18 protein-coding genes and 3 pseudogenes are annotated in these 24,241 nt (G+C 59.0%); 3 read left to right on the top strand and 18 right to left on the bottom strand.

Annotated features, from left to right (window positions below; genetic code table 11):
• Positions 1 to 94: 94 nt before the first annotated feature.
• The 14 genes and pseudogenes from NDI54_RS13405 to NDI54_RS13340 all read right to left on the bottom strand — a co-directional run.
• Positions 95 to 615: pseudogene (locus NDI54_RS13405) on the bottom strand (IS6 family transposase); the annotation flags it as partial.
• A 155-nt stretch (positions 616 to 770) separates the two neighbouring features.
• A complete protein-coding gene (locus NDI54_RS13400; protein WP_310896939.1) occupies positions 771 to 1,151 on the bottom strand; it encodes a Zn-ribbon domain-containing OB-fold protein in 381 nt (126 codons plus the stop codon).
• Positions 1,148 to 2,299: a thiolase family protein gene (locus tag NDI54_RS13395; RefSeq protein ID WP_310896938.1), complete on the bottom strand. Its 1,152-nt coding sequence runs from the start codon at positions 2,297 to 2,299 to the stop codon at positions 1,148 to 1,150. The genes NDI54_RS13400 and NDI54_RS13395 overlap by 4 nt, the downstream gene beginning before the upstream one ends.
• Before the next feature lie 314 nt (positions 2,300 to 2,613).
• The gene (locus NDI54_RS13390) at positions 2,614 to 3,063 is read right to left on the bottom strand and encodes a universal stress protein (RefSeq protein ID WP_151147975.1); all 450 of its coding nucleotides are present in this window, start codon (positions 3,061 to 3,063) and stop codon (positions 2,614 to 2,616) included.
• Between the two features lie 43 nt (positions 3,064 to 3,106).
• Complete coding sequence (locus tag NDI54_RS13385; RefSeq protein ID WP_310896937.1) at positions 3,107 to 4,483, bottom strand: hemolysin family protein; 1,377 nt, start codon at positions 4,481 to 4,483, stop codon at positions 3,107 to 3,109.
• Between the two features lie 3 nt (positions 4,484 to 4,486).
• Positions 4,487 to 6,610: an ABC transporter ATP-binding protein gene (locus tag NDI54_RS13380; RefSeq protein WP_310896936.1), complete on the bottom strand. Its 2,124-nt coding sequence runs from the start codon at positions 6,608 to 6,610 to the stop codon at positions 4,487 to 4,489.
• Positions 6,607 to 7,527 (bottom strand): ABC transporter permease, encoded by a 921-nt coding sequence (locus NDI54_RS13375; RefSeq protein WP_310896935.1) that lies wholly within the window; start codon positions 7,525 to 7,527, stop codon positions 6,607 to 6,609. Before NDI54_RS13375 ends, NDI54_RS13380 begins: the two co-directional genes overlap by 4 nt.
• On the bottom strand, positions 7,527 to 8,510 hold the full coding sequence (locus NDI54_RS13370; RefSeq protein WP_310896934.1) for an ABC transporter permease: 984 nt from the start codon (positions 8,508 to 8,510) through the stop codon (positions 7,527 to 7,529). Before NDI54_RS13370 ends, NDI54_RS13375 begins: the two co-directional genes overlap by 1 nt.
• 14 nt (positions 8,511 to 8,524) lie before the next feature.
• Complete coding sequence (locus NDI54_RS13365) at positions 8,525 to 10,444, bottom strand: ABC transporter substrate-binding protein (RefSeq protein WP_310896933.1); 1,920 nt, start codon at positions 10,442 to 10,444, stop codon at positions 8,525 to 8,527.
• Between the two features lie 210 nt (positions 10,445 to 10,654).
• Positions 10,655 to 11,107, bottom strand: coding sequence for a helix-turn-helix domain-containing protein (locus tag NDI54_RS13360; protein WP_310896932.1), 453 nt, complete (start codon positions 11,105 to 11,107; stop codon positions 10,655 to 10,657).
• A 468-nt stretch (positions 11,108 to 11,575) separates the two neighbouring features.
• Positions 11,576 to 12,658, bottom strand: coding sequence for an isocitrate/isopropylmalate dehydrogenase family protein (locus tag NDI54_RS13355; RefSeq protein ID WP_310896931.1), 1,083 nt, complete (start codon positions 12,656 to 12,658; stop codon positions 11,576 to 11,578).
• A gap of 304 nt (positions 12,659 to 12,962) precedes the next feature.
• Positions 12,963 to 14,201: an MFS transporter gene (locus tag NDI54_RS13350; RefSeq protein ID WP_310896930.1), complete on the bottom strand. Its 1,239-nt coding sequence runs from the start codon at positions 14,199 to 14,201 to the stop codon at positions 12,963 to 12,965.
• Between the two features lie 108 nt (positions 14,202 to 14,309).
• Complete coding sequence (locus tag NDI54_RS13345) at positions 14,310 to 16,475, bottom strand: acetate--CoA ligase family protein (RefSeq protein WP_310896929.1); 2,166 nt, start codon at positions 16,473 to 16,475, stop codon at positions 14,310 to 14,312.
• 116 nt (positions 16,476 to 16,591) lie between these two features.
• Positions 16,592 to 17,446: an HpcH/HpaI aldolase/citrate lyase family protein gene (locus NDI54_RS13340; protein WP_310896928.1), complete on the bottom strand. Its 855-nt coding sequence runs from the start codon at positions 17,444 to 17,446 to the stop codon at positions 16,592 to 16,594.
• 76 nt (positions 17,447 to 17,522) lie between these two features.
• On the opposite strand from NDI54_RS13340, the gene NDI54_RS13335 reads away from it, so the two are divergent.
• Complete coding sequence (locus NDI54_RS13335) at positions 17,523 to 18,284, top strand: class I SAM-dependent methyltransferase (protein ID WP_310896927.1); 762 nt, start codon at positions 17,523 to 17,525, stop codon at positions 18,282 to 18,284.
• 34 nt (positions 18,285 to 18,318) lie between these two features.
• On the opposite strand, the gene NDI54_RS13330 is transcribed toward NDI54_RS13335, so the two are convergent.
• Positions 18,319 to 20,478, bottom strand: a complete 2,160-nt coding sequence (locus NDI54_RS13330) for a dipeptide ABC transporter ATP-binding protein (RefSeq protein ID WP_406600181.1) — start codon at positions 20,476 to 20,478, stop codon at positions 18,319 to 18,321.
• Between the two features lie 213 nt (positions 20,479 to 20,691).
• On the opposite strand from NDI54_RS13330, the pseudogene NDI54_RS21445 reads away from it, so the two are divergent.
• Positions 20,692 to 20,926, top strand: a pseudogene (locus NDI54_RS21445) (ABC transporter substrate-binding protein); the annotation flags it as partial.
• 150 nt (positions 20,927 to 21,076) lie between these two features.
• Here the strand turns inward: NDI54_RS21445 and NDI54_RS13325 are convergent.
• From NDI54_RS13325 to NDI54_RS13315, 3 genes and pseudogenes are all read right to left on the bottom strand, one after another.
• Positions 21,077 to 21,274, bottom strand: a complete 198-nt coding sequence (locus NDI54_RS13325) for a hypothetical protein (RefSeq protein WP_310896925.1) — start codon at positions 21,272 to 21,274, stop codon at positions 21,077 to 21,079.
• Positions 21,275 to 21,463: 189 nt separating this feature from the next.
• Positions 21,464 to 22,207, bottom strand: coding sequence for a hypothetical protein (locus tag NDI54_RS13320; protein ID WP_310896924.1), 744 nt, complete (start codon positions 22,205 to 22,207; stop codon positions 21,464 to 21,466).
• A gap of 598 nt (positions 22,208 to 22,805) precedes the next feature.
• Positions 22,806 to 23,122 (bottom strand): annotated as a pseudogene (locus tag NDI54_RS13315) (PadR family transcriptional regulator).
• 24 nt (positions 23,123 to 23,146) lie between these two features.
• Here NDI54_RS13315 and NDI54_RS13310 point away from each other — a divergent pair.
• On the top strand, positions 23,147 to 23,977 hold the full coding sequence (locus tag NDI54_RS13310; RefSeq protein ID WP_310896923.1) for a hypothetical protein: 831 nt from the start codon (positions 23,147 to 23,149) through the stop codon (positions 23,975 to 23,977).
• The last annotated feature ends 264 nt before the right edge of the window (positions 23,978 to 24,241 follow it).

Here is a 24,241-nt window from a genome sequence, read left to right as displayed (position 1 = left end):
AAACAGGCAGCGTGTTGGTTTGTCTATGAGTAACCGGACACGCCGAAGCCGTACTTGAGGAGTTACAGGCAACCAACACCTTTGGAGTATTATATCACCTGTCGAATATTTTGAACCAACTTTCAGCTGTGCTCGGTTTGACGTGACTGAAACAGTTTGAAAACGAAAAAGTTCGTCTTTTTATTTTTCTGAGTATATGTTCGATAGCGTTCCGATTTCCGTGGCGTTCTGTCTGAAATCGGAGCCCAGATCGTTGCAGTGATGTTTGGAGGTGTTGAGCGCTATCGGCGAGAAACACGGCGGTTTCGACATCGTACTTCTGCCGCAGTTCTTTGAGAAAGATATCGGTGTGAACGGTTGTAGTGGTCGAAAACAACCGCAGGTGAAAATTTTGTTCGTCTCGGGATTTACCGCGGTGTACAGCCAGAATTGCTGGTCAGTGATCCGAATCACGGTTTCCTTGCCGCAACCTGATTCGGTGATTTGCCACTGACTGGCTGTACATCGACCTTGGGTACCCAGTCGTGGACCGATTTTCGAGAGCGTGGATACCAAAATATCAAGTATAGAGACAGTATTCAATAGTGGTAGTACTGCCAGATGTATCTGAATACCAGGTTTCTGCTCTGTGGTACACAACGGGCCGTCCCACTGCCGATCGATTAACAGTTACTGTAATTTCTCTAATATCTGTACTCTTGTTATGTGTGGTATTGTTAAACCTTCCAATGGCTAAATTAGTTATTAGGAGGGCGACGCCGGGATAGCCGTTACACTGGATTCCAGCGGTAGCCGTCCCAGTCCTGGCTCTCGGGCACTTTGATTCCCGCGTCGGGGTCGCGGAGTTCCTCGGTGTAGACGGGTTCGACCGCGTCGCCGGTTTCGACTTCGTCCGTCGTCACCTGCCCGAGCGCGCGGACGAACTCGTCGCTCGCGTCGGCGACATCGGTGATGTCGAACTCGACAATTGCCAGCGTGTTGGGCTCGCGGACGCCCGGCGGCGTCGCCGTCGAATGCGTCCAGGTGACGACCTCGGCGGTTCGGTCCGCAAGATCGAACGTCTCTTGCTGTGGTTCGCCACACTCCGGACAGCGGGGGTGTGTGGGGTACGAGACGTGACCGTTCGTGCACATGCCTGCTTCCAGTGTCATTCTGCAGCCTCCATGATGGTGGTGATGACACAGTTGCCAAAGCCGCCGACGTTACACGCCAGTGCCGTATCGGCCTCGACTTGGCGCGGGCCAGCCTCGCCGACGAGCTGTTCGTAGATTTCCACGCCCTGAGCGACACCGCTTGCCCCCAGCGGGTGGCCCTTCGATTTGAGCCCGCCAGACGTATTGATCGGCAGGTTGCCGTCCTTGGCAGTGGTGCCGTCCATCGCTAGCTCCCAGGCTGTGCCCTGGTCTGCGACGCCGATGCCCTCCAGTTGGAGGAACTCCAGAATGGTGAACATGTCGTGTAGTTCCGCCACGTCGAGGTCCTCAGGACCGAGGCCCGCCATCTCGTAAGCCTGCTTGCTCGACTCGACGACTCCACCCATGATTGTCGGGTCGTCCCGTTCGTGAACCACGTGGGTGTCCGTTGCACCGGCGACGCCGGAGACAAGGGCATATTCGTCGGTGATCTCTTTGGCCCGCTCTTCCGTCGTGAACATGAGCGCGGCGCTGCCGTCCGTGATCGGACAGAAATCGTACAGCCGCAGCGGGTCCGCGATGATGGGTGACTCCAGCGCTTTCTCCATCGTGATCTCCTTTTGAAACTGCGCCTTTGGGTTGTCCACGCCGTTCTTGTGATTCTTGACCGCCACGCGGGCCAGTGATTCTCGCGGGGCGTCGAACCGCTCCAGGTAGTGCCGGGCGGTCATCCCGGCGAAGGACGGGAGCGTCACGCCGTGTTTGTATTCGTCCGGGTGCGTACAGGACGCAATGATATCGGTCGATTCTCCGGTTGTCTTGTGAGTCATTTTCTCCCCGCCGACCAGTAGCGTCATCTCGCTGGCCCCGCTGGCGATGGACTGCCAGGACTCGTAGATGCCGGCCCCGCCCGAAGATGAAGTCTGGTCGATCCGCTCTGTGTACGCCGGTAGTACGCCCAAATCGTGCGCGAGCGCGTTCATTACTCCTGTCTGCCCTTCGAACTCACCGCTGGTCATGTTCGAGACGTACAGGTGCTCTACGTCCGTGGGCGCGACACCGGCGTCCATGAGGCACTCGTCGCCGGCCTGCGAGAGTAACTCACATATCCAGGCATCGCGTTGTCCGAATTTCGTCATTGACGCGCCGATCACTGCGACTTCCATACGTGTATTCTCACAGAGGTGTTGTGTATTTGTTACGGTCCCAACACTTTTGCACGGATAATCATGATCCAACTGGTAGGAAACAACGGGCAATGCTGCTCGTGACATCCTCCACGCCGTGAACAGAGAGGGAGATTCGTTCCCTCAAGCAGTCGGGCTAGGCCCGACAACGGGGCGGTTTCACACGCAGATACCAGCTACGTGCCGTTGTTGCCGGCAGAGGGTTCCGACCCGTGGACCGCCAAGAGAGTCATTGCCTGCCGGTTTCAGCGGCACGCTCTTTCCCACGGCTCAGCCCGTTGTGGTCAGTGGCCTCATCCCTGTTTACTCGTCAGAACGACGGGACAGGACGCGTTCAGTAGCACGTTCTGTGCAGTGCTCCCGAAGATCGCTTTCCCCACGGGAGACCGTCCCTTTCCACCGATGACGAGGTAGCGTGGGTCGGTGTGTTCGACTTCAGCCAGTATCTTGTCGGTTGGGTCGCCGACGCGCCCCCGAGTATCGATTCGGTCAGACTCGTACTCGTCAAGCGACTCGTAGACGGCTTGACGGGCGATCTCGGCAGCGCTTTGCTCCTCTCGGCTGATGGTGAAGCTATCGGACGCTGGTGTGCCCTTGAGCGCTGCCTTGTGGTCGTTGAAGTCCTCTTTCGGGATGACGTGGAGGACGAGCAGTTGCTCGTCGTACGCCGTCGCGAGATCGTATCCGATCTCGAGTATCTTGTTCGAATGCAGTTCCTCTCCAATGGCTGTGAGTATCGTCATGTGTTTGCTCCGTGAGTTGGTCGCTATGGGCCGATTGGTGGAATCAACTCTGCGACTCCACCGATTGGCCCGTAGATGATTGATCGTACTGTTCAGTGATTCGAGCACGCGTGATACGATTGTCATCGACCCGCTCGACGCTGAGTTCGACATCGCCGTAGCTGAGCGCCTCTCCCTCTGCGACCAGCCGTCCAGCCCGATTGAAAATGAACCCGGCAATCGTTTCGAACTCCTCTCCCTCAGGGAGGTCGACATCGACTGCGTCGTTGACCGCTTCGACGTTTACGTCTCCCCGGACGCTGACGCTCGTCTCGTCGATGACCGTAATCGGCTCCTCTTCCTCTGCAGTGAGGATCTCGCCGACGATTTCCTCGGTGAGGTCTTCGGTTGTGATAATTCCCTCCGTCGTTCCGAACTCGTCGATGACAATGGCCATCTCGACTGGTTCCTGGCGCATCTCCTCGAACAGGTCGTCCACGCTCTTGCTCTCCGGCACGTGGAGTGCTTCCGTGACGCTGTGGTCGAGGCTGTCGAAATCACCCTCACCGTAGCGACACTCCCGGATGAGGTCGGACAACGTCACGACGCCGACAACGTTGTCAAGACTGCCCTCGTACACGGGGAGACGCTGGTGACCGCTCCGGATGCACGTCGCAATCGCCTCGTCAATATCATCGGCTCGATCGACGGCGGTGACATCCAGCCGGGGGGTCATCACCTCCTTAGCGATTGTGTCGTCGAACCGGAAGATACGCTGGAACATCTCGCGTTCTCCCTGGTCGAGGACCCCCTCCCGTTCTCCGGTTTCGATCATTTCCCGGATCTCGTCGCGGGTGACGTAGGATGTCTCGATAGCTGAGCGTCCCCCGGTGACTCTGTTTATAACACGCGTCAGGTAGTCGAACAGGACGACCAGCGGGAGGAGAACGTATTCGGCGAGTTTGAGGGGTCTGGAGATACGCAGCGCCCATGATTCCGTGTTCTCGACCGCATAGGATTTGGGTGCGCTCTCGCCAAACAGCAAGACCAAGGCGGTGATACCGAAGGTCGCGAATGCAACCGACTGCCCTTGACCGAATCCGAGCACTACCAGCAGCCCGGTCGCGATTGACGACATCGCGATATTGACGAGATTATTACCGACCAGGATCGTCACGAGTAGTCGGTGCGGGTCAGCCTTCAGCGCCTGTAGGGTCTGGGACCCGGGGACTCCGTCATTAGCGAGAACCTCGACCCGATGGTCCGCCAGCGAGAACATAGCTATCTCCGACGAGGAAAAGAAGGCAGAGAGTGCGATGAGAGCGCCGATAAGGGCGACCCCACCGATTGCGATGGCGCTATCGGGGACGGAGACGCCGCCAACTTGGATGGTCAGCGTCACCGTTTCGAATCCCGCCTCTCGCAACGGAGGGGCTCGCATCGCTTACTCCCCCTCGACGGACTCCTCAATCGACCCTTCCTCGACTGACTGTACCTCTGCCCGTCCGCTATTACGAGCATACTGCGCCAGCAGTTCGCTCTCAACGTCCTCGACCGGGAAGTAACAGGCCGCCTCGTGGCCCCCGTCTTTGAAGGCCGACCGTTCGGGTTCGGCCTTGCGGCATTCCTCGCTGGCCTTCGGGCACCGCGGCGCGAAGTTACAGCCCTCGGGGAGGTTGACAGGGTTTGGTGGTTCGCCGGGCAACAACACCCGCTGGCGATTGACACTGGGGTCTGTTTGTGGGGAGGCAGCAAGTAACGACGCCGCATAGGGGTGTCTCGGGTTCTGGACGACCTCACGGGTCTCGCCGATCTCGATGACCCGCCCGAGGTACATCACTGCCAGCCGGTTCGCGATTTGCGTGAGGCTGGCAAGGTCGTGGGAGATGTAGATGATACCGATGTCACGTTTGTCGGCCATCTCCCGCAGGATGTTGAGGATATTAGCCTTCAGCGATACGTCTAGCATCGACGCTGGCTCGTCACAGATGAGAAGCTTCGGTTGCAACACAAGCGCCTGCGCGATAGCGACGCGCTGGCGCTCCCCACCCGACAGCTGGGCCGGAAGTTGGTCGAGATATTTTTCGGGCGGGTTGAGACCAACATCGGAGACGGTTTCGCGGACCCGCTGGTCGATCGTCTCCTGATCGTACCCCTGGATCTTGAGGGGTTCGGCGACGGCAGCCTTGACCCGCTGGCGCGGGTTCAGCGAGTCGAACGGATCCTGAAAGATGAACTGTACCTGCGAGCGGAACTTCTTGGTACTCTCCGCGAGCAGGTCATCGACTGACGTGCCGTCGACGTAAATGTCGCCACCGGTCCGGGGCTGGAGCGCGGCGATCACTTCGCCCAGCGTCGACTTGCCACAGCCAGACTCACCGGCCACGCCCAGGATCTCGCCCTGGCGGACCGTCAGATCGACGCCGTTGACAGCCTTGACGTAGTCGGGTTCGGCGCCACGCATGTCATCAATGAACGACTGCGTCTGCTTGAACCACTTTTCAAGGCCGTCCGTCTCGAGGATCACGTCGCCCGTCTCCTGGGCCGTTTCGCGGTCATCCTCGCCTTCGATACCCCAGGTCTCGGGGTTGGCGGCCGCCTCGCGCATCTCATCGACCTTGTCGGTGTGGTAGCAGGCCGATAGCTGGCCGTCGTTCGCGATCAGTGGCGGATGGCCGTCATCGCACTGCTCCGTCGCAAACGGACACCGGTTGCGGAAGACACACCCCGTCGGCTCTTCGGTCAACTCAGGCAGTGATCCCGGGATGGAGATGGCCTGCTCATCGAACTCGTCCACCACTGGGAAGGCGTTCTGTAGCCCCATTGTGTAGGGGTTGGTGGGGTGCATGAACACGTCGTACGTCGCGCCCTGCTCCATCACTTTCCCACCGTAGAGGACAGACACCTCATCACAGGTCTCGGCGACGACTCCAACGTCGTGGGTGATGAGCATCATCGAACTGTCAACTTCGTCTTGGATCTCCAGCAGTTTGTCGATGATCTTGTCCTGGACGATAACGTCGAGGCCAGTCGTCGGTTCGTCGGCGATGATGAGGTCTGGATCGAGCACCAACGCCATCGCGATAGTAACGCGCTGGCGCATCCCGCCGGAGAATTCGTGGGGGTAATCGCTCGTCCGCGCTGGGTCGAGACCGACGATCTCGAACACCTCGGCGACGCGCTCGTTGGCTTCTGCTTTGGTGGCGTCCCGGTGTTTGTGGATTGCCTGTCGGATCTGGGCACCGACAGTCATCACAGGATCCAGCGAGTCCATTGCGCTCTGTGGGATATAGGAAATCTCCTCCCAGCGGATCTCTTGCCACTCGCTCTCGGAGAGGTCGGCCAGCTCCCGGCCCTTGAACTGGACGCTACCGGCCGCGATCTCGCCGTTGTCATCCAGCATGCCGAGTATCGTCTTCGCAATGGTTGATTTCCCGCAGCCGGATTCGCCGACGAGGCCGTAGTTGTCCTGCTCTCCGATGGAGAAGGAAACGTCGTTTACAGCGTGTACGTCCTCCTCAGAAGTTCTATACTTGATCTTGAGATCGCTCACTTCGAGTAGACTCATTCTTGCTCCGTTTGTAAGTCGGGGTTAACTAGCTCCTCGAACGCTCGGCCGACCAGGAAGACGGCGGTCGTGACGGCCGCAATACCGACTGCGGGCGGGAAGACCCACCACCACGCGACCCGCATTGCGCCCGAGCGGTAGACCTGCTGAAGCATCCGGCCCCAGGAGGTCATCGTCGGATCGCCAAAGCCCAGGAAGGCCAGCGACGCGCCGGCGACGATTGACCAGCCGAACGCGTAGGCGGTGTAGAGGAAGCCGATACCGAGCACGTTCGGTGCCACGTGCAGGAACATCGTCCGCAGGTGGCCAGCCCCGCGAGCGCGAGCTGATTTGACGAACGTCCGCTCCTTTACAGTCATCACCTCCGAGCGGATGACCCGGGCGGGCATCTTCCAGAGGAAAATGACCAGCACACCGGTTATGAGCCAGATATTCGGCGTCACGAACGACAGAATCAACAGCGCCATCGGAAGGAACGGAAGCGCGAACGTCAGGTCGGTCAGCCGCATCAGGGCCTCGTCGACGCGGCCACCGAAGTACCCGCTCGTGAGTCCGACGAGGAAGCCAAGCACGCCAGTGCCGATGCCGCCGAACACTCCGACGATGAGCGTCGGCCGTGCACCCGCAAGGAATTGGCTGAGTACGTCCTTGCCGAAGGAGGTCGTCCCCATCGGGGCCGCCGAAGAGGGACTTTCGAGACGCATCATCGATCCGTCGGCGCGCATGGTGTGCTCGATGGGATGGTGGGGCGCCAGATACGGGCCGAACAGGCCCATGAAGACAAACGCCATGATGATCGCGAACCCGATCTTCGCTGCGTTGTCCTCGAGGACTTTCCCCAGCGTGTAGCGTGCTCGTGACAGTTCAGACACCAAGCGGTCTTTCGCTGTTTCAGCGTCGAGCGCGTATCCCGACATTAGACATCACCTGCCTCGACGGTCGGGTCCAGTCTCGCGTAGGCGATATCCGCTGTCAAGTTCATGATGATGACCGCCAGCGCCATGATGAACACAGCAGCCTGTACAGTCGGGTAGTCTTGGTTGAGGATCGCCTGGACGAGTGCACGACCGATCCCCGGCCACGCGAACACCACCTCCAGGGTGATAACGCCCTGGAAGAGCATCCCGGTCCGGAGTGCGAAGTACGTCACCAACGGAAGCAGCGAGTTACGTCCGGCGCGGCCCAGCTGTTCCATCTCCGAAAGGCCCTTCGCACGGTGGAGCTTGAGGAACTCCGAGCCTTTGCGCTCGACGACGGAGTTGCGCGCGAGCATCAGGAAGTCCCCGCTGTAGAACAGCACTGTCGCGGTGAACGGGAGAATGTAGTGTTTCAAGAAGTCCACCGAGAGGTATGTGGCTACCACCCCCTCTGGATTGGCCATCGGGCTGCGCATCCCGAAGGCCGGGAACCAGCCCAGCCCATACGAAAAGATGATGAGCAGGAAGATGCCGGTAACGAAGATCGGAGTCGCGCGGAAGAACGTCGTGGTGATGATACTGAACTGCTCGAACCACGACCCGCGGTTCCAGCCGGCGTACATACCGGCCAGAGAACTGACGATTGCGGTCGTAATCAGCGCGGGGAGGAGCAACACCATCGTGTTCAGCAGCGCCGGGCCAATGATTGAGCTGACCGGTCGCTGCTGGGTGAGCGAGAGCCCGAACTGGAAGGTGAACAGATTCTGGATGTATTTCAGATACTGAACCCAGATCGGCTCGTCGAGTCCGTACAACGCGCGTAACTCCTCGACCTGTGATGGTGTGAGCGCGCCAGAGGCTACGAGTCCGCTGAACGGATCGCTGGGCAACATTCGCAGCGTCGCGAAGATGACGCTAACGGCTACAAGGGTCAGTATCGCGGCTATCGCCGTCCGCTTTATCAGGAATCGTCGAAAGGTCATGTGTTCGGTAGTACTTACGAGAAGTCCTGTTGGTCGAGTTCGGAGCGCGTCGAATGCCCGTCCTCGACGCGCTCAGCGAAGGCGTCCCAGGCATCACCCTGCGGCCAGACGAGCATGTCGTCGCTGTCGAACGTGTATCCGGCCTGCCGGAGCATCGTCCGGCCCATCTCGGGATTGTATTCATAGGGCTCGGTCTCGCCGTAATAGGGTTCCAGCAGGGGCGTGATGAGATTCTGCCCCTCGATGGCCTGACCGCGTCCGCCGAGAGTATTATCGACGAAGCCCTGTTTGTCGACGGCGTGGCTCAGTGCGACTCGGAACGTTTTGTCGCGGAACAGCGGGACGAGGTGACTGAGGTGGACATCCGTCGGGACGTAGTTGCGCGAGATCTGTTTCTCGATGCCGTCGGCCTGAGATGCACGGTTCGCCTGTTGGTTTGAGACTGTCGTCCCGATGGCGTCAATGTCCCCCGACTGCATCGCACCGATGAGGGTCGAGACGTTGCCGACGTTGGCATGGACCATCGCGTCGATGCCGTCGCCGGAAACGAAGTGTTCCTCGCCGATGAGTTCCCGCCGGGTATCGTCGTCCCACATCCAGTTGTCCCCGTGTTTCGAGAGTCGCAGCTCCTGGCCCTGCTCCCAACTTTCGAACTGGAACGGCCCGGTGCCGACCGGATTATCAGGGTTGTGCTGGCCGGGGCTATCGATGTCGTCCCAACGATGTTTGGGGATAATGACACTGCGGACGGCCCGCTGGGTAAGGAAGGACGCGTCGGGTTCAGTGAGGTTGAACCGGACCCGGCCGCCGCCGCTGGTCGAGACCACTTCGGCGCTCTCGATGGTCCGATAAAACGGCCCCTGCTGCGGTGCCGTGTGCTGCTTGTACTTTTGGACGCTGAATGTGACATCTTCCGGCCCGAACGACTCGCCGTCGTGCCAGGTGACCCCCTCTCGAAGGTCCATCTCGACGGTGGTGTCGTCGATGACCTCGTGCCCAGTCGCCAGCGCGGGAACGATCTCCAAATCCGGAGAGGCGTCGTATAGCCCGTCGTAGACGTTCAGGAGGCGTTTCTCCTCCTGGCCGCCGGTCGACCAGGGGAGGTTCGTTCCTTGCATCCCGGAGGTAACGCCTTTGACCCATGTCGTCGAATCGCCTCTCGGTTGGAGGTTGACTTGCGACCAAATGAACGAGTCACGCGTCGTCCCGTTACCCGGCGTCGGCACGTATCCCTCCCAGTTGGCCGTGTTCGCGACGTTAATAACGTCCGGGAAGTTCGAGGCGATGAGGTACGCGTCCTCACTGAGCTTCTGCTGGATCTCTTGGCAGATCTCGGCACGCCCTTGTGGGTCCCCAATTGTCTGGGCCTGCTCGTTGAGAAGTTCCGTTATTTCGTCGTTCTGGTAGTTGAAGTAGTTGCCACCTGTCTCGGGGTGGGCCCGCATCAGGAACGGGTTGGGGTCGAGCCCGCGCTGTGGGTCGGGTCCGTGGAGATTCATCACAACGGGGACTGGGTGTCCGATGTCGGCCCGCCAGAACTCACCGTATCGCGTACTGGGCTGGACGTTGACCAGTTCGACCGGCACCCCGATGGAGTTGAATGACTCCTGGATCATCAAGGCGTGCTCTCGCATCCATGGTGTCTCCGACTGTGCGAACTGGGTCGTTACCGATGAAACCGACTGGCCTTCGACTGCCGTGTACTCGAACTCGGGATTGACCGACGGTCCTTTGCTTTCGACTGGCCATTCCTCCCAGAACTTCGTCTCGAGGGAGCGACCGTCGCCAGACGAGGTCCCGTCACCGCCGTCACCGCCGTCGCCACCTTGGTTGCAGCCGGCCAGCCCCGTAATCCCTGCTGCGCTCGCGAGGCTAATGAATCGCCGACGCGATATCGTTCCTGTCTCGATCTCGAACGGGTTGTTGCGCGACATTACACCACATCTGTTCCCCCCATATCCGCCTGAACCTACCCCCGAACCCCACCAATCATAATCATTCTTTATATACTATTCCGATTTCACCCCGGATTACCCATTGAATAATCAATGAATTGACAAGCGGTCATTTGCTATATTACTACTGCCCATACACTGATTGGGCACCGATTGACCGATTCGGGAGACACGCAGCTGTCGTCGTTGTCAGTCAGTAGTGACCGAGTCCTCATCGCCGGAAAAAACGAGGTCGAACAACTGGCTCTCGGCGAGTCGCAGGCGTTCACTGAACGTTGACTGGGCGATGTCAAGTTCGGTCGCGATGTCGTCCGCTGAGGCCTTCCGCGGTGTTTCGAAGTATCCCATCTGGTAGGCTGTTTGGAGAACAGTCAGTTGATCGCGAGAGAGTTCATTTCGGACGGCACGACCGAACTGACCGCCGCCTAACGGCACACCTGCTGTTTCGGTTTGGTTTACGCTCACGAGTTCGAAACGTCCAAAGTGCTCTTGTATCTCATCGGCGAGTCTCCGGAAGTCTTCCCACTCAGCGAGGGTGGCGACGCCCTCGAAGTGGTCGGATGTTAGCATCAACCGGTTCGGAATCCCCCTTTCTCGAAGAATTAAGCCCAGAAGGAACGGATACGGCTCGTGGGCTATCACCGTCAGCCGATAAATCTGTTTGTCACTCCGGTCGTCGGAGACTCGTTCGGAGTGGAATAGATCAGCCCGTGAGAGCGATGCTAGCTCAGCTTCCGGGTCGAACTCCGTCTCTGAAATGACCAGGAGCGATTCGATCCAGTCTCCATCGGCCGCATAGAACGCGTTTTCGAATTCAATACGCTGTATCTCCGGAAGATGCGATACAAGCAGGTCAGTGACACCGGACGGCGCAGTCTTAAATTCGATACGTAGAATACCAAATCACCCTTATTAATCGTGCGTGTGCCCTTATCCTAACTCGCAGATAAACCTATGCAGTTCGAACAAAGGTAATAGCGGACCAGTGAGACCCACAAATGAATCCGGTTGTTCCCCCTGCCGTCCGAAGGAGTAGGGATTGGTTACCAAAGAGTTATGCCTGTGCAATCGTCCATTGGCGAGCTGCAGCGTCCCGAAGCGAACGCCCTGTCATAATCGGGACCGGAGGTCGTCAACGACAGCCTCGGTGGTTGCGTCGCCGCCAAGGTCAGGCGTCCGTGGAGCAGCCCCGTCGGCGAGCTGGTTGGTGACTGCGTCCCAGAGAGCGGTAGCAGCCGTCTTTTCGCCTACATCCTCTAGCAGCATCGACCACGAGAGGACAGTCGCTAACGGGTTGGCGACCCCGTCACCAACGATGTCCGGTGCACTCCCATGAACGGGTTCGAACATTGAGGGGTTTTCGTCACCTGGATGGATGTTCCCCGACGGCGCTAATCCCATGCTCCCAGTGATCTGTGCGCCGATATCCGTCAAGATGTCCCCGAAGAGATTCGAGGCAACGATGATATCAAACTCGTGTGGGCGGCGGATCAAGTCCATCGACGCGGCGTCGACCAGCAGACGCTCAACTGTAACGCTGGGGTAGTCCTCGCTCACTTCCTCGACGATGTCGTCCCAAAATACCATGCTGTGGGCCTGAGCATTGGATTTGGTAACGCTGGTGAGGTGCCCGTCCCGTTCGGTCGCGGCCTCGAATGCCGCCCGGACGATGCGCTCGGTGCCTTCTCGAGTGAATAACGCCGACTGGACGGCCGTTTCGTGGTTGAAACCACGGTGCTCGCGGCCACCAATGTCGGCGTATTCGCCTTCAGTGTTCTCGCGGTAGACGACAAAATCGATGTCGCCGGCGTCATACCCTTGGAGCGGAGTTTCAATCCCCTCGAAAAGGACGTTAGGCCGCTTGCAGATGTACTGGTCTAACCCTTTCCGGATCGGCAACAAGAGGCCGTGGAGCGTCACGTGATCGGGCACTGTGGGGTGACCGACGGCCCCTAAGAAGATAGCGTCCGAGTCAGCGAGCCGGGAGACCCCGTCTTCGGGCATCATCTCTCCCTGTTCGAGGTAATACTCGGTCCCCCAGTCGCGTCGGGTAATATCGAACGCGAGTCCGTGGTCGTCGGCTACCGCTCGGATAAGCGGGAGAGCGGCGTCAACCACCTCTGGGCCGATGCCGTCGCCGGGGATCAGTTCGATGTCGTACGTCGTCGTAGTCTGGTCGTCTGTATTCATCATTGTGTCGTGTTTAGCGATTGGTTGTGCGGCACGATGCTCCCGCTGACGTACTGGGTTACTGTGTTATCCAGTGCCGACATAGCCTGACGGTTGTAGATACGGCCGTTTATCGACGGCAGCGGACCTCGAATGCGGGGCTCGTGGGGGTGCACCAGCCTGTGGTCCGAGATTTCGACGGCAATCGATGGAGTCGTCTGCTGGGCGTCACCGAAGTCGTCGATACAGTGGCACCTACTTCGGCCGGAACCCGTCGCATATGGGGTCGGACGCGATGGTATGTCTGCTGTGGAAGCCACGCCCGCTCTCATCGTTCAATCACCCACAGGAGCACCGTCAATGCGGCCGCGGCACCGAGTACGGCTGTCAGGACGCCAAAGGCAACCCTGAAGCCGCTCACCTCGGAGAGGTACCCCACAGCTGCGGGGCCGATGGCTCCTGCAGCGACTAACAGCGTCCGGACGACCCCGAGGGACCCCTTGGCGACGCCTTCGGGGAGTACGGCAACCAAGTAAGCACCGCGTACCGGCCGATACCCATGGGCACCGAGACCGAGCACGACCACGGAGGCCCCGAGTCCAATTGCTCCCGCGGTTCCCGACAGCACCACAAGACCGACGAGGCCGACAGTCGCCGCGACGAGCGTCCCCGCGAGGAGTGGGAGGACACCGACACGGTCGCTCGCTTCCCCGGTTACCAGTTGGACCAGACTGACCGCGAAAAGACTACTGAACAGCAGATTCGCGGTCACCGAGGGAAGGCCACCTGCACTGGTGAGATACAGCGGCAGGAAGGCCACGAGCCCGTTGTAGGTGAACGAGAACAGGACCGTTACGGTGACGAATGCCGAGAACTTCGGTCGACGGAACAGGGTGATGTACTCCCGAAGCTGTGGCGCACCGTCGCTCCCGCCAGCAGTAGTCTGTTGTCCCTCCAGATGGCGCGGGACACGAACGAGGAATACGAGGGCGATCCCCAGCGCTGCGAGACCGCCAGCAAGAAACAGCGTCCGCCACGGCGCTCCGAACACGCCGGGGAGGGTGGCCGCAGCCACGACCGCTGCGGGCGCTGCGACACCGGCCAGGCTCCCCACTGTATCGAACACACCCAGCGCCCGGCCAGTCTCCGAGGGGTAAATCCGCGCCAGTAACTCGATAGCGACAGTCTTGTACGTCCCCGTGCCGGCGCCGATCAGTAACATCGCGCCCGCCAACACCGCAAACGGGGCGTCCACAACCAGCGCGAGTGCACCGAGGCCGGTTACGACGCCGCCGACAGTGATGACGCCCACCGATCCGACTCGGTCGGCGACGAACCCCGAAGGGAACTGCATCGCGGCGTACACGAGCATGAGACCGGTGAACGCCGCCCCGAGTGCAGTCCGGGAGACACCGTATATCGTCTGGAACTGCCCGAACAGGGGCGGGAACGCGTAGCGAAGGAACTTGCCCAGAAACCACACGAGTGCGGTCAGTGCCAGCGCGTCGTAGCGACGGAGGTGTGACAGGGCGGCAAAGCGTCCGGTCATGATATCGTCGGCTGTCATGGTGCGAGTGGCTGGATTTGGTCGACAGTGGTCGTGGCGGCGAGCGGTCGCTGTCCGCGGCCCGCGATCACCGCGCCTCGACAGATATCTGTGACGGGCATCGATACGCTACTCACGGGTCCGCACGAGGGCGTCCACCGCGATGGGACCGTCCTCGGTGACGACGACAGGGTTGAGGTCCAGTTCTGCAACGGCGTCAACGCCCGCCGCCAGGTCACCGACGCGAGTGAGTACGTCGACGAAGGCGTCGACAGACAGTGCAGGCCCGTCACGCCGGTCCCTGAGTAGCGACGTGAGGGCCGTTTTTTCAACGGCAGCTCGCGCGTCGGCTCGCGAGAAGGGTGGGACGAGCGTGGCGCTCTCGTCGAGTGCCTCTACGAGGACTCCGCCCGGACCGACGGAGACGAGTGAGCCGAACACCTCGTCAGGGGCAATGCCGGTGATAGCCTCGACGCCGTCATCGAGCATCGGCTGGACCAGCACGCCTTCGATATCGTCATCATCGACAGCTGTCCGTGCGGCGGTCATCACTTCTTCGTAGGCGTCACGAGCAGCCTCGACCGAGTCGACGCCCAGCCGCACTGCGCCGACATCAGTGCGGTGAGGGAGTGCCGGCGAGTCGATCTTGAGTACGACCGGGAACCCAAGATCGTCGGCCGCCGCGGCCGCCTCGTCGACATCGGTCGCCAGCCGGGACTCGACCACAGGGATGCCGTACGCGTCTAGCAATTCTTCGGACTCGTCCCACGTGAGGACACGTCCGCGCGGCAGGTCGATGTTGGCGGCGGCCCGACGCGCGTCAGCAGCGAGATCACCTCGGGACGGCTGGTCGGCCAGGTGGTCGTGTGCGGTGACGAAGTCCATCGTCGACGCGAGTGCGTCCAGACACCGGCTGGGATCCTCGTAGACTGGGATTGACTCCCGTAAGCGAACGTACGGTGGTGTCTCTGTCGGATCAGCGGGCTCCTTGCGTCCAGTCCAGAGCACGTAGACCGGGTCGTCAGCTTCGGCGGCGATGGTCTCTAGGTCCTCGGCGATAGTCTCTGCACGCTCGTCTACGCCGGGCAGGCCAATGGCGAAGACGTACGCGTCGAACGCGTCGTCGTTGGTCACCGCGTCGGCGATCTCGGGGAGAACGTGGGCGCCGTAGCCGCGGATATCAGCTGGGTTGTTGAACCCGCCATAGGTCAGCAGTTCGTCGATATCCAGCAGTTCTCGTTCGGTCTCACCGTCGATATCCGGGAGCGCGAATCCCCGTTCGGCGGCCATGTCGGCGAGCAGGCTCGCGAGCCCGCCACTGGTTGAGGCGATACAGACGCTGTTCCCGTCGGGGTCGTCGTAGGCAGTGTGAGCGCTCGCGCGAGCGAGCAGGTCGGGGATGTCCGGCACTCGCTCGACGCCGGTCTGGTCGAACGCCGCTTCCCAAGCGTCGTCATCGCCGGTGAGTGACCCAGTGTGACTCAGCGTCGCTGCCTCCGCGAGCTCAGAGGATCCGATTTTCACCGTCAGGACGGGCGTTCCGTTGCGGACGGCGTCCTCGGCGACTCGCAAGAACCGCTCGGGGTCATCAACCCCCTCGATGTATGTGCAGACGACATCGACATCGTCCTGCTCGGCGAGGTACGCCACGTAGTCGGCGGCTGCAAGATCAACTTCGTTGCCGGTCGAGACGATGTGGCTGAAGTGGACATCGCTGTCGGCGGCCCGCTCGAAGAATGTCGTAAACGCCAGCGCTCCTGACTGACTGACGAGACCGATACCGCCAGGGCGCGGTTCGCGGGAACACGTTGAGGTCAGCGTCGCTCCCTCACTGGCCATCACACCGATACAGTTCGGGCCAACGACACGAATCCCGGCTTCGGTAGCTACCTCACCGAGGTCCGCCTCCAGGGTGGTCCCCTCCTCGTCGGCCTCGGCAAACCCAGCAGTCAGTACAAGCGCGACCGGAATGCCGCGCTCGCCTGCCGATTCGACGACCCCGACGACGTGCTCCCGCGGAACGCTGACGACGACCAGGTCGACCGTTTCGGGAATGTCATCGATGTCGTCGTAACACTGCCGGTCCCAGACCTCGTCGCGACCGGGGTTGACGGGATAGAGCGTCCCGTCGAACCCGTAGTCGAGCAGGTTCTCCACGAGATTACCCGAGTAGAAGGAGTCGGGACTCGCACCGACGACTGCGACCGACTTCGGGTCGAACAGCGGATCTAGGTCGGGGGCCGGGTGGGAGTTGTCAGGTGGGCTGTTTCCATCATGTACATCATCGACCGGCATAGTTACGGAGACACCGCCGAAGGGCAATACCATACTCCCGAATAGTGGCAATGACAATCGCCATTTATATGGGGAGCAATATCTCAGGGCGGAATCGACGTGCAGGCGAGCCGTAGTCAGTGGTTCCCCGCAGCGTCGGCCCGGTCGAGGATGGTCCGTGCGCGGTCGACGAGCGGGGGGTCAATCATTTGTCCGTCGACGGTGAACACGGCGGTTTCCGTTTTGTTAGCCTGTTCTTGCCCCTCGATCACCTTCTCGGCCCACTCGACTTCCTCGCTATCGGGCGTGAACGTCTGGTTGATGATGTCGACTTGCGCGGGATGGATCGCCAGTTTCCCATCGAACCCGAACCCGATGACCGTCTCGGTCTGCTCGCGGAGACCGTCAGCGTCGTCGATGTCCGTGTAGACGGTATCCAGTGCATCGACGCCAGTCGCACCTGCGGCAGCGACGACGCGTTGGCGAGCGTACAGCGACTCCGACTTCTCGTCGGTGACAGTAGCTCCAACGTCGGCGGTATAGTCCTGGTCGCCGTAGGCGACGGCGACGACACCCGACTCGCCCGCGATCTCCTCGGCAGCGACCAGTCCTGCCGCCGTCTCGATGAGTGGGATCACATCGACAAACTCCGCCCCAACGTCAGCGAGTTGGCTGGTCAGCGCCGCTACCGTCTCGGCGCTCTCGGCTTTTGGAAGGACCACGCTATCGGGGAGTGTCTCGGCATCGCGAATGACCGCCGCAAAATCCCTGGACCCGCCGCGGTCCAAGGGATTGATACGGACACTGATGGATGGGTCGGGCTGTTCTAGCCCCTCGATTGTCTCTCTGACTGCCCGACGAGCTTCGTCGCGTGCCGCCGGCACTACGGCGTCCTCGAGGTCGAATATCACCACGTCGGCTCCGGACTCGACCGCCTTCTCCATCATCTCTCGTTCGTCGCCCGGACAATACAGGAGTGAACGGCGAACCATGGGACCATATCGACCGGCTGTGGGAAAAACCCATAGCCGCCCGAACCACTTTGACGACCCAGCTTAATACGGAGGCATGGACGATGGAGTGGAGCAGAAGCGGTCGGTAGCGGCGCTATTTGACGACCACGCCGAAGCGTATCTAGACAGTCGCGTCCACCGGGCGGGCGACGATCTCGAGCAGTTGGTCGAGTGGGCCGACACTGCTGATCGCGCGCTGGACATTGCCACAGGTGCGGGTCACACTGCCGGTGCACTGGCTGAAAGCGGTGTCGGACAAGTCATCGGAACTGATGCCGCACCCGAGATGGTCAGAACTGCAACGCGGGCGTTTCCCGACGTGACGGGCGTCGTGTGCGATGCTGAGCGCCTCCCGTTCGTCGCGAATTCGTTCGACTCAGTGACCTGTCGTATCGCTGCCCACCACTTCCCCAATCCGACAAAATTCGTCGAGGAGGTCGCCCGAGTCCTCGAACCCAGAGGAACCCTGGCCTTTGAAGACAACGTCGCACCCGACGACGATGCCCTCGACGACTTTCTCAACCGTGTGGAGCGGATTCGGGATCCGACACACGTCCGCTCACACCGCGTCAGCGACTGGCTCCGGTGGGCTTCGGAGGCGGGCTTTACCGTCGAGACATCGCGAGTCATCACGAAGACGCTCGACTACGACGAGTGGGTCGCAAACGTCGATCTGTCGGCCGAGCACCGCAGGCGCCTTGCAGCGGCCTTCGCCGACCGGCCACCCGGTGCAACCGAAACATTCGAAATCACCGAATCAGACGGCGAGATTGAGTCGTTCGCTAATCTCAAACTGTTGCTTCGCGCGACCCGGTGAACGTCCGTCGTCATGGTGAGAGTACCGTGTCCGGTCAATCGTTTTTGATCGATTCGTCTCTCCGCTGGTGACCATCGTCGACTGCGTTCTCGAGAGGGTGGAAGCAGGCCGATTCGTGGTTCTCACCGACCCAGGTGTCGAGTTCGGGTTCTTCGCTGTGACACCGGTCAGTCTCTTTGGGACAGCGGGGAGCGAACCGACATCCCGTCCCGCAGTTCACGGGGTTGGGTGGCTCGCCGTCGAGTGTAACGCGGTCGCGGGTCCCTCGTGGGTCCATCTCCGGAATCGCCGCGAGTAGCGCCTCCGTGTACGGGTGTTTCGGGTCGGTGACGATACGGTCGGTTTCACCACGCTCGATGAACCGACCGAGATACATAATCGCCAACCGGTCGGCCACCCGTGTGAGACTGGCCAGATCATGTGAAATGTACAGGATGCCGATTCCCTCGGTGTCTGCCAGCCCCCGAAGCAGGTTCAACACCTCCGCCTGCAGCGATACGTCGAGCATCGAGGCGGGTTCGTCACAGATGAGGAAGTCCGGGTCGATAACCAGTGCCTGAGCGAGGGCAACCCGTTGACGCTGCCCGCCCGAAAGCTCGTTCGGGTACGAATCTAAATAGTGCTCAGCTGGTGCCAGTCCGACCCGTTCGAGCGTTTCCCTGACAGCCTCGTCTCGCTCGCCGAGGCGGTAGTCGTGAATCGTCAACGGTTCCTTGACGAGTTGTTTGACAGTGAGTCGGGGGTTCAACGACTCGTACGGGTTCTGGAAAACGACCTGGAGCTGCTGACGGAACGACTGGAGATTCCCGTCCTGATAGTACTCGTGCGACTGACCATCGAACGTAAACCTACCTGCGGTTGGTTCCTCAAGGAGCCCCAACGTCTGGGCGAGCGTCGACTTGCCACAGCCAGATTCGCCAACGACACCAAGTATTTCGCCCCGAGCGACCGAAAACGACACTCCATCGACAGCACGGACTTGCGATTTCTCGTTGTTGAAGACATCACGGAGCACGTCCCCTTGCTGCTCATACGCTTGACGGATGGTGTTCGTGACTCTCGCAATTGACGGCGAGCCGTGGTCAAAAGGGAGTTGACCAAGGAGTGATCGCTTGCGGTCGTACCACTTGCACAGTCCATCGACTTCCAGAAGGACCTCTCTGTCGACGGACTGGGTGCCGTCATTGGTGCCACCCCACGTCGACGGGTCGTCAGCACTGTGTCTCATTCGGGCTGCCCGCTCAGTATGGTGGCAGGCGACTCGCTGGTTTCGGTACGGGAGTTTCTCCAACGGAGGGCGTGTACTCTCACATTTATCGGTGGCGAAGGGACATCGCGGTTCGAAGATACAGCCTGTCGGAACCTCAGCCAGGGTTGGCGGTTCGCCGGGGACCGAGATGAGTTCGTCGCCGCCGTCGTCCTGCCCAGGGTACGCGTTCTGTAGCCCCATCGTGTACGGGTTCGATGGGTTAAGAAGAACGTTATCGACATGGCCCTGTTCCATGACCATCCCGCCGTAGAGCACGGACATCTCATCGCAGGTCTCGGCGATGACACTCAAATCGTGGGTGATCAACAGCAGCGAACTGTCCGTCTTCTCCTGAATCTGCAGTATGTTCTCGATGATCTTGTCTTGAACGACGACATCGAGCCCGGTGGTCGGTTCGTCGGCAATAATCAGTTTCGGGTCGAGTGCGAGCGCCATTGCGATGACGACCCGCTGGCGCATCCCCGCCGAGAACTCATGTGGATACTCGCCGGTCCGTTCTGGGTCCAGCCCAACAGTTTCGAACAGTTCACGGGACTGCCGACGGGCGCCTTGTTCGGATACCTCACGGTGGGTCTGGATGGCCTGACGGATCTGTGCACCGACAGTCATGATGGGATCAAGTGCGTCGATAGCAGTCTGTGGAATGAACGCAATCTCTTCCCAGAGGAGGTCACGGCGCTCCGCCGAGGTCATTGACCGGAGGTCTCGTCCTTCAAATTCGATCTCACCTGACTCGATTACCGCATGGTCGGGCAACAGGCCGAGAATCGCCATCGCAGTGGTCGATTTACCCGAGGCTGATTCGCCCGATAGCGCGTAGTTGACACCGTCTTCGATAGTGAACGAAAGGCCGTTGACGCTGTGGAGTAGCTCGTCTTCCGTATCGTATCGCACCACCAAATTGTCGACATCAAGTAGTGTCATATTTTCAACTTTTTTCTGCCGAGTAGTGTCACAGAATGAGCCGAGATTAGAGGGCGGTCAGTCACTTTTAATTCCCTCTTGGAATCACGCTCGCATCGATTCATGTTATTCTCTACCAATTCTTTCATAGTTATCAATCCCCTGTTTATTGAATCTGTGGTGTTTCAGTTGTGGTGTGTTCTTCAGTCGGATTGAAAAAGGACATTACACATCATCGAGACGGCCAAGAACCATGAAATGGGAGGTGAAATGAGTGCCGTCCAAAACGGAACTTCGTCAGGACTGGTGGCCAGTACATGGGCCGATCATTGATCTATTCTCGGTGGAGGCTCCCGCCAAACAGCTGTATCCCGAGGAATTCGGTCAATGGCCTGGATTGATCGATGCGGTCCCACTAGAGGAACAGCTCCGCCAACGGGTCGCGGACATCGGCAACGGAAACGTCTGATCTCCGCGAGAACGGTCTCTGTTACCCACTCAGACCACAGCTCGTCTTTCTACCGGTTGTAGCTCACTATCTGAGTCACTCTCCGAGTGATCAAAAATACCCCATGCGTGGATTGCACTTAGATCTGGTTCGCTGGATGCATCGCTCCCGCTACTCCCAGCTACTGGGAGCGAAACCAAGCCGCACCACGATGAATCGATACCCAAATACAACGAGCATAATAAGCGCTAATTCGAGCCAGAACGCGACCTGACCGACAATTGTCTGAGAGACTTCCAAGATGAAAAACACCAGCAGCAACATCGCAAGATAGTGTGGCGCGAGTTCCAGCAGTTGATCTTTGTCCATGTGTCCCATACGGAGAGGAGCCTCTCAAACCCTTTCCCCACGATCAGGGCTGGGGAGTCAGACTACTCTTCAGAAGAGACCGAACATTGATCTCCTCCGGTGCCTGAAGACGGAGGTCCGCGCTATCGGTCTCTATCGCCGGATGCTGATCCAGACAGAACAGAGAAAGTCACGCCACTGCTCTCGATTTCACGCCAATACTATGACGAGGATTATTCCCACAAGGATTGCCGCACAGGTCCAAAAACTCTCAATACAAAAATCTCTGCAATGCCCAGATGAGTTACATCCGCGAACCTCGCACCAGCAATCATCACCATCCGGATCATCGGGAACCATTCTGGCGCTGGCTCGTTCTCCTAGCGACTCTAAATATGGCTTTAAATCATTGAGTTCATTGGCCCCTTTTTTAAGTGTGCGTGCAAATTCTCTATCTCGATTTGCTCGGCGCTCAGTTTCAATCAGCACTTCACCAAAGAGGCCTGATGGTAGCTCATCGATGTTCCTCTGAACATCCTCTAATGAATCATCTAAGTCGCTGAAAAACTCCCCACGGGACGAGTTTGACAGGGCAACTTTCGCGCGTAGATAAAGTGCTACAACAATCGGTTCAAGGAATGCAGGGTCTTCAATCAGTCCCAAGTCATCATCCCGACTCCGGATCATCTCCCATTGTTTCATTTGTTCAGCATCAACAATAGGATTTTCCTCATCTGTTAACCATTCGTGTACTTTTTCGAATGTCTCAACAACGTCTTCACCTATTTCGTCGTCGGAAGAGGCGTCAATAAGAACTTCTCCCACGCTAACAAACGAGTATTTGGGATCAATTGGATTAAGGAAATCAAGAGCTGCGGCCCGTGGTTCGGTATTGTGTGACATGATGCGCTTTCGGATACCACCAGCGAAACGATAATACAGGTGGTTTTTCACTATTCGTGGTTGTATTGATTAATTGAAAAATTACGGTCTGATGGATTTCCGGCTCGACGTTGGATCCCCGTAGACGCTCGTAATAGAATACGAATCTCATGCGAAACGTATCCTGCGTATCTCATACGGTACTATTGACAATATGGATAGTTGCCCGGATTGATTGGTGTGCGATTCTACTGTATCAGTCACAAGCAACGCTCCACGAGAGACCAACTGCAATTTTCGAACGCAGGAATATTATTCGGCACAGTGATAGCGCGAGTTCGTGTGCGTGAGCGTCTGATCCGCTGGAAGGACAGATACTATGGCGGGACCGTCTCTCACCTCGGGGACAAAGGCGTGGTATTCTGTAACGTGGTCCCGAAAAGTCTATTGTTGAAGCGGCTGTCACATCCGGATGGGTTCTGGTCCCCGCTCCGAGTTGCCCTCATCGCCGGTTGCCCTACTGGGTTTTTCGGGTCCAGAACCCAGCCGTGCCTCTGACATTGCTGCATGGTGGGTGCTACGCAAGGTGCCCATTGCTGCCCACCATGTTCCTCCCAGGAGCGACGGCCTAGCTGTCTGGTACTTACAGCCGCGTCCACGGTTGTTGCCGTCATTGCTGTGACCCTCCTATCAGCCGGGACTGGTCACAGAGTTGTACGAGTGTTTCGGCGTGGTGCTGGAGGAGTCGTCTGCCAGCGTCAGTCAGCGTATACACATTGGTTCGGGCGTTGAGTTCGTCCCGATTGATGAGGTTTTGCTCAACGAGCTGGTCGAGGTTCTGGTAGAGGCGGCTGTGGTTGATGGGGTCGGCGTAACGCTCGTCGAGGTAGTCCTTGAGCGCGAGGCCGTAGGGATCATCGTCGACGGCGGCGATGACTTCCAGGGGTCGAGCTGGAAACCGGTGGGGACACGAACAGTAGGCCTAATACCGAGAGTTCCGAGGTACAAGACGTGCTTGTAGACAACAGTCTCGCAGGCACTGTCTTGTTGGGAATCCCCATACTGGATATCTACGGAGTGCTACCCGGAGTAGCCGGTGGGGTCATCGCGACTGTGATAGGGGTGGCCGCGACGATCCGCGGAGTCGAAAACATGAGCGACTGGTGGAGATTATCGACCATCGACTCAGTGCCACTTCGTGAGTCTGTCGCGACTGATGGGTTAGTTCGGGTCCATGGGACCGTTCGCCCCCCTCGGCCAGACGACACCCTCGAATCACCGATCCGGGGGGAAGAATGCGTCGCATACGAGTATAATATCTACCATCAGGTGCAGGGGACTGGGGACCCTTCTATCGACGCTGGTATCGGATACAGTCCGTTTATTGTCTCTGATGGGACGGCGGAGATATATGTCAATCCCTCGGAGGAGAGTCTCTCACTGGAACAGGAGACGGAGACAGTCACAGGTGAAGAACTGCTGGAACAGGTGAACGAAGCGAGACTTGATCTGGAGCCGTCATCGAATATAGACACCGGCCTGTTCAATAGCTATATCGAACTGGTAGAGGGAACACTCAGTGTCGGCGAAAAAGTAAGCGTTGTCGGGAAAGCAAGCACAGCGCCGGAGAGAGAAGTCGGAGGTGCAGATGGAGTCATGACACCAGCGGAGGGGCACCTGATAGTGGCAAACGATGAGCCGGAAAGTGCCGCGTTGAGAACGGGTGCTCGGGGGCTCTTTCTGCTGGTTCTCGGGCTGGGACTCGATATCATCGGCATAGGCACTCTCGTGGCCAATGCCAGTAGTTTCGCGCAGATGTTACAGCTCGCCGGTAGGGTTTGAAGTTTTTTGTCATTCGTCCTGAATCCATCGTCCACATCTTGCACGAACATTCTGATGAATTCCTGAGAGTCAGTAGATTTTGGCGCTCACTACGTTGCCTGTACTGACCGATTTGATCAGACCGAATCGGTAGGTATACTCGTGCGAGATATGCGCTGTTTCTGCAGCATCGGCTGGACGAACTACTCAGTGTCTGTCAGTACTGGTGTACCCGATACAGGGGAATCGTAGATCTTTCAACACAGGGGACACAGCGACCATATA

The organism is Haloarcula terrestris (assembly GCF_031624315.1).
In the GTDB taxonomy this organism is placed as follows: Archaea; Halobacteriota; Halobacteria; order Halobacteriales; family Haloarculaceae; genus Haloarcula; species Haloarcula terrestris.
This window is presented reverse-complemented; position numbering and strand designations above follow the sequence as displayed.

What these genes read in the sequence shown, in the direction of transcription:
- NDI54_RS13400 (WP_310896939.1), bottom strand. Translation starts at nt 1,151, where the DNA reads ATGACACTGGAAGCAGGCATGTGCACGAACGGTCACGTCTCGTACCCC.
- NDI54_RS13395 (WP_310896938.1), bottom strand. Translation starts at nt 2,299, where the DNA reads ATGGAAGTCGCAGTGATCGGCGCGTCAATGACGAAATTCGGACAACGC.
- NDI54_RS13390 (WP_151147975.1), bottom strand. Translation starts at nt 3,063, where the DNA reads ATGACGATACTCACAGCCATTGGAGAGGAACTGCATTCGAACAAGATA.
- NDI54_RS13385 (WP_310896937.1), bottom strand. Translation starts at nt 4,483, where the DNA reads ATGCGAGCCCCTCCGTTGCGAGAGGCGGGATTCGAAACGGTGACGCTG.
- NDI54_RS13380 (WP_310896936.1), bottom strand. Translation starts at nt 6,610, where the DNA reads ATGAGTCTACTCGAAGTGAGCGATCTCAAGATCAAGTATAGAACTTCT.
- NDI54_RS13375 (WP_310896935.1), bottom strand. Translation starts at nt 7,527, where the DNA reads ATGTCGGGATACGCGCTCGACGCTGAAACAGCGAAAGACCGCTTGGTG.
- NDI54_RS13370 (WP_310896934.1), bottom strand. Translation starts at nt 8,510, where the DNA reads ATGACCTTTCGACGATTCCTGATAAAGCGGACGGCGATAGCCGCGATA.
- NDI54_RS13365 (WP_310896933.1), bottom strand. Translation starts at nt 10,444, where the DNA reads ATGTCGCGCAACAACCCGTTCGAGATCGAGACAGGAACGATATCGCGT.
- NDI54_RS13355 (WP_310896931.1), bottom strand. Translation starts at nt 12,658, where the DNA reads ATGATGAATACAGACGACCAGACTACGACGACGTACGACATCGAACTG.
- NDI54_RS13350 (WP_310896930.1), bottom strand. Translation starts at nt 14,201, where the DNA reads ATGACAGCCGACGATATCATGACCGGACGCTTTGCCGCCCTGTCACAC.
- NDI54_RS13345 (WP_310896929.1), bottom strand. Translation starts at nt 16,475, where the DNA reads ATGCCGGTCGATGATGTACATGATGGAAACAGCCCACCTGACAACTCC.
- NDI54_RS13340 (WP_310896928.1), bottom strand. Translation starts at nt 17,446, where the DNA reads ATGGTTCGCCGTTCACTCCTGTATTGTCCGGGCGACGAACGAGAGATG.
- NDI54_RS13335 (WP_310896927.1), top strand. Translation starts at nt 17,523, where the DNA reads ATGGACGATGGAGTGGAGCAGAAGCGGTCGGTAGCGGCGCTATTTGAC.
- NDI54_RS13330 (WP_406600181.1), bottom strand. Translation starts at nt 20,478, where the DNA reads ATGACACTACTTGATGTCGACAATTTGGTGGTGCGATACGATACGGAA.
- NDI54_RS13325 (WP_310896925.1), bottom strand. Translation starts at nt 21,274, where the DNA reads ATGGACAAAGATCAACTGCTGGAACTCGCGCCACACTATCTTGCGATG.